This window comes from Microbacterium paludicola, from assembly GCF_015235415.1.
GTDB lineage: Bacteria > Actinomycetota > Actinomycetes > Actinomycetales > Microbacteriaceae > Microbacterium > Microbacterium paludicola.
Genome location: NZ_JADGLL010000076.1, coordinates 1 through 5,728 on the forward strand (window position 1 = coordinate 1; position 5,728 = coordinate 5,728).

Here is a 5,728-nt window from a genome sequence, read left to right on the forward strand (position 1 = left end):
ATCGTCACCCGCGCTGAGCTGACCGCGATCCAGGACTCGCTCAACGGACGACCGCGCAAAACGCTCGGCTATCTGACACCATCGGAGAAGTTCACAGAACTCGTTGCGACCACCGGTTGAATCCGCCATGTCCCGCTCCTCCGCAAGCTTGGCCTGCTCAACCCGGAGCGCCTGGTTCTCAGCCTCCAGCCGCGCGATCCTCGCCGCCTGCGACTCCGCCCGCACCGCCGCCGGAGCGACCGGGCTTCCGGTCGTCGTGGTCCCGGAGCCGAGCTTGTCGACCCACTCCTTCAACGCGCCGCGGGACACGCCGAGATCCGCCGCGATCCCCTTGAGCGTCGCCCCGGGCGTGGACTCGTACAAGTCCACCGCTCGGCGACGGAACTCGTCCGTGTAGTTCTTCCTGGCCATCCTTGGATTCTCGCTCCCCCCAGCATCGTGCTGGAATCAGCGTGTCCAAGATCAAGGGTCAAGCCCCTCCAGACCGTGCGCCACGCGACGCGCAGCTGCCGAGCGACACCGCGCACTGACGCGTTCTCGCGGCGCATCTGCGCCACCGCCCACGCCACCGCGCGAGCCGTCAGCGCTTTGTTGGCCGCCGCGACGGCCGGGTTCTGCTCCGTGAATGAGCGCACCCCGCACCCGTCCTGGCGACACCGCCAGCGGCGCTTGCGCCACCGGACCCGAACTGGAGTACCGCCCATCGGGGCGTCCGTCAGAACGAGCACCTTCCGTCCCGCCGACTCCGCGACCACTCCGCACTCAGGGCAGCCGACCGGACCCGGCGGCGACTCGGCATCGATCACGAGCACGCCATCGCCGCGACGCTCGACCCCGGCCACCCGGAGCCCGTCGAGTCCGACGAGCAGGTCGCAGCGATCACAGTAGACAGCAGAACATGGGCGCGCGGCGGCGCAGCGCGTAGCATCAGGCACGGGTCGAGGTCTCCGGACGAACAGGTTGCTTGGTCGCTACCGATCTTCCGGGCCTCGACCCACCTCACCCCGTCACGCCACGCCCGAGCGCCTCACCCCACCCAGAATGCGCAGAGCCACTTAACGGCTCGACCTTTTCACGGACGTTCATGAAGATCCGCGGCGACGCGGGCTGGGAGCTGAGCTATCGGAAGCTGTGGAGGGATTTCTCACCCGGGGTTCTGGGCAAGTAGATCCCGAGCTCCAGCAATCGCTGACGATTGTGGTGCAGGTAGCTCTGGATTGACGTCGTTCCGGTTTTCTCCGTGCCGATGTGCAGGATGCACCGCATTACTACGCCCCGAGTGTCTCGTCCGGCAGAGGCTGCGCGATAGAGATACTGTCGAATAGCCCAATCTGCTCGAATGCGCTGCGCATTAGCTCGCGTCCGCGAGCAAATGAGTAGTACTTTCGAGTATAGGTTGTGCCGCTCGCGCTCAGGGACTCCCAGAGCTTCCGGTCCTCGTATACCGCCACGATCGCGTCAGCCCACGCATCGGCGTCGATGTCGACAATTAGGCATTCGACTTCATCGCGGAGACCGGTGCCTTCGGCTGCCACCGACGAGAGGACCGTCGGGATGCCGTGAGCCAGCGCGCCGAGAACCTTCCCCTTGATGCCGGCGCCGGACAGCAACGGCGCGACGAAAACCCGGTTGTTGTCGTACACCTCATCGACGGTCTCGACATACCCAACCGGGTTGACAACATCATCCTTCAGGCCACGGAGGTTCGCCCCCATGCGCGATCCGTAGATGTTGAACTTCACGCCCGGCAGACGGTCGCGCAGCTTCGGCACGACACTTCCGACGAAGAACTCGACAGCCTCTACGTTCGGCGGGTGACCATATCCACCCAGGAATGCGATCCCCTCGCGCTCCTCGTACCCACGGATCGCGTCTTGTTCACGGGTATCGATGACCCACGGGCACTTCGCGACCCGCGTCGAATCGAGATTGTGACTCAAGATCACTGAGTGCTCGACCTCGTTGTAGCTGAGTACGAGATCGGCGTTACGCATCTGCTCCAGCTCTTGATCCCGGACGGTCGTCGCACGCGCGATTCCGTCCGCGGAGCCACTGGCAACTGCACCGCGCAGTTCGCGGAGGAAGTGGAGATCCGCGTTGTTGAAGATCACCTTCGCATTCGGAGCATACGCTCTGATCGACTCGATCACGTCCTGCATGATGTAGTAACGCGTCACGTAGACGACATCGAATTCGCTACCACGGTCGCGTAGAAGGTCATCGACGGACAGGTAGAACGGCGCCGTGATGGTCTCAACGCCGAGACGGTTCAGCTCGTCATCATATCGACCCATGTAGGCGAGGTTGGTTGGGGCGAAGGTGACCTTGTACCCGAGGGACTGCACAAGCCGCATTTCCTGGATCGCCGCGTGTCCACCCGCATCAATGTCGGGCTTGGGCGTCGTGTAGTCGATAAACAACGCGCGCCCGATGATGCCACGATCCTTCTCGAGATCCGGATCGACTCCATCGGAACGGTGCGCACGAACCGCGGCCGCCCACTTGCGCTTGAACTTCGGCCGATTGATCTCCTGGAATCGCTTGAGGCCGCTGGTCGTGTTCACGTCCGTCCCATTGGAAATGCCCTCGTAGTGGTACACGACAGAGGTTGGAACAAACCAGGTTGTGTAGCCTGCGTTACGCACCTTGAATGCGAGGTCCGTGTCCTCGAAGTAGGCGGGAGCGAACTCGTCGCTTAGTCCCTTGACCTCCTGCCACACTGAGGTCGGCACCATAACCGCTGCGCCCGACAGGTAGTCGGCCTGACGAGCGTACGAGTATTTCGGGTCACGCGGATTCTGCCCACGTCCATAGTTCCACGGGTTGCCCGTGTTCCAAACGATGCCACCGGCTTCCTGGAGTCGGCCGTCGGGATAAAGCAACTTCGAGCCCGCCATCCCGACCCGAGTAAAGTTGTCAAATGCCGTCAGGAGTTCATCCAGCCACCCGGCCGTGGGCTCGGTGTCGTTGTTCAGAAGCACGATGTATTCACCCCGCGCGTTAGCTGCACCGAGGTTACACGCCCTCACGAAGCCCTGTGCCGTCTCATTGCGACAGACCGTGATGTTCGACACCACATCCTGGATGCTGAGGGTCTCATCCGTGGACCCGTCGTCCACGACAATCACCTCAAACGACACCTTATTGCGCGCGAAGAGCAATGCGACAAGGCAGAAGTAGGTGACATTGAACTTATTGTGAACGGGGATTACGACCGAGACCGTAGGCCGGTCGACCTTCGGGAACTCAAGCGGCTCGAACGTGTGAAGCTGCTCGAACCCGTGCGCAAGCACAGAATGAAGCCGGGGAATGTCCGCCAACCGTCGGGCAATGCCCGAAGCTTGCGCGTCGCTGGCGCTCCCGAGCGCTTCCTGCGCGCCGCTGAGTTGTTCAAGCACGGACCGATAGCGGTGTGCGGCCGCTGGTGCCAAATGATATGGGAAAGGTGAAGTCGAATGCTCCTGGATGACGCTCCACGGCGTCAGTGTGTACGGGAGCAGCTGCACGTCCCTCGCGAGCACTCGAGCCCCGTCGAAGGTTCGGCACTCAAGCGTGTGCGCTGCTCCGTCGCAGTATTTTCCCGCTACGGGGATGCTCACGGTACGCGGAGCCCCTGGGACATCCGACTTCTCGACAGTCTGCGCTGCGCTTCCATCAATGGATACGACAACGGGCCCGTCATAGCCGCTGATCTGCAAAGCGACCGTATTGCCACTCATCGGCTCGAAGTACGCGTTCGCACGTGACGTGTCGGCAAGTTGGTACGAGGCAACCACGCGCGGAGGCACGGAATCGAGTGCCACGATGTGCAGTTCCTGCGCCCCCTCCGCCGCTTCAACATCCACCTGAGCTTCGTATAGCGCCATCGAATCGGAACGAGCGATCACGCTCAGTAGGCCGTCCGTCCCTTCCTCCTTGCCGGACCATGGACGAGGAGCCGAGCTTGCGCCGCTCAGCGCAATCGCGCAACGCGTGAAGAACAGGAACGCGTTTGGATTCACGCTGACACCTTCATGGAGATAACCGAGGAACTCGATCTCCAGTCGGACGCACACAGCTTCGGGAGGCAGCGTCAGACGTACGCGGACGGACTGATAGTCGCTCACCTGCACGCCCGCTCGATGCGAGTTCCGCAACAACTCCGACTTCTCAGCAACGATCCGCCCCGCGCCGTCGAGCGCTTGGAGACGGAACCGCCCATGTCCGCGGTGCACCCCAAACAACCCGGATGCGGTATAGGTGTGCCCCCCCAGCGCAGGCAGTGCGCCACCGAAGACTGGATCCATATATCGAAGCGTCACACTGGACACAGTCGGCGCGACTTCCATGTACGCCGTGTGCCCGCCTGAGAGCACATACTCGTCTGAGATATCGCGGGCGACCTTGATGGGCTCATCCTGGGAGACGACTGCCCACTCCTCCGGTTCGGCGGCAAAGTCGCCGTTGTGCACGAGGTTGCGACCTGCGATGCGCTGGCTCGGCGCCGCAGACTCTTCGACGAACTCGAACGGAACCAGACGTTCCCCGCAGGAGAGTGCATACTGCCCGGCAAAATCCGGAGCATCACTCGCAACAGTGATTACCCCTGCCTGGCACCCAAGAATGCTGATCGTCGTGTCGCTCACCCTCGCTCCTCGCTACAGGATCCTCGCGGGGCGACGATCCTGTCATCACTGTCGTCTTCACGTTACATGAGGGGCCAGGTACTCCAGCGTCGACAGAGACCAGCGCCGCCACTGTGTCGACGCCAGCCTGTCGCCCCTTCCTTTATGAACTTGAGGCGGCACGCTCGGCGATGCCGAGTTTCCTCCCCCGACGAAGAGCTACTCGAACGTGCGCGCCGGCCGCGTCGTTCCCGCCCGATCCACCTCACTCGCCGGCGTCGACCATCAACCCGCCCGGGAATCTCTCCCGCCGGATCACTCCGCCCAGCGCACGCACGGAACTCTCGAAACCGGACAGAGTGGGGTCGAGGGTTCCGAAGTCGATGTCGCGTCGGGCCAAGCTCAGCGCGACGGCATCCTGCGGCACGAGGGCCGACAACGCCTGCGGAGTGAGCGCGCTCTCCGAGCCCTTCGCCTGCAGTGCCGCCGCCTCCCAGAAGAGGATTGTCACCTTTCGCGCGTTCGCGCGCGCAGCCAGTCGCGTGGTCGCGCCCGTCAGCCGCTGCAGCGTGGAGCCGAAGTCGGGAGTCCTCTCCGACAGCCCCGCGACAACCACGTAGTCCGCGGACTCTCCATCGTTGGCTGCGATGGCTTCCTCGGTGGTCATGAACTCGACTGACCGGAACGCGATGCACCCGGCGTCACGGAGCCGGCGCGCGCGGTTCAGCCACACCGAACGCCCCACGATCACCGTCCTTGTCTCGAACTCGAACAGTGGTCGCGTCACGTCGGCGAGCAGCCCCGTGAAGAGCGCCATGGGCCGCGTCGGCGTCTCGAGAAGCCTCGTCAGGAGCTCATTCCCCAACCACGAGGGATGCACCGAGTTGTCCGAGAACAGCGCCGGCGCCATGGGATGGTCGATCACGTCCGCGAGCGGCAGAACATTGTCCGGATAACGCGATGAAGCGCCCCGGGTTTCGTGGAGGCTCGGTTATCTGGCTCTTCGGACATCCGGTGGGGTGAGGGTGGCCGGGCGGTGATTCGGCGGTAGGGGTCGAGGTCCCCGAGGATCAGAAGCGCTAACTCTCTGATTCCGACCGAGGACCTCGACGTGCTTCACCCTA

The 5,728-nt window shown here is 63.3% G+C and carries 2 protein-coding genes and 3 pseudogenes; 1 reads left to right on the top strand and 4 read right to left on the bottom strand.

Annotated features, from left to right (window positions below; all coding sequences use genetic code 11):
- Positions 1-120 (top strand): annotated as a pseudogene (locus tag IR155_RS15445) (IS30 family transposase); the annotation flags it as partial.
- A gap of 51 nt (positions 121-171) precedes the next feature.
- On the opposite strand, the pseudogene IR155_RS16185 reads toward IR155_RS15445, so the two are convergent.
- The 4 genes and pseudogenes from IR155_RS16185 to IR155_RS15460 form a co-directional block, all read right to left on the bottom strand.
- Positions 172-411: pseudogene (locus tag IR155_RS16185) on the bottom strand (transposase); the annotation flags it as partial.
- 77 nt (positions 412-488) lie between these two features.
- Positions 489-935, bottom strand: a pseudogene (locus IR155_RS15450) (transposase family protein); the annotation flags it as partial.
- 333 nt (positions 936-1,268) lie between these two features.
- The gene (locus IR155_RS15455) at positions 1,269-4,625 is read right to left on the bottom strand and encodes a glycosyltransferase (protein WP_135115679.1); all 3,357 of its coding nucleotides are present in this window, start codon (positions 4,623-4,625) and stop codon (positions 1,269-1,271) included.
- Between the two features lie 244 nt (positions 4,626-4,869).
- On the bottom strand, positions 4,870-5,529 hold the full coding sequence (locus IR155_RS15460; RefSeq protein WP_135115680.1) for a hypothetical protein: 660 nt from the start codon (positions 5,527-5,529) through the stop codon (positions 4,870-4,872).
- Positions 5,530-5,728: the final 199 nt, after the last annotated feature.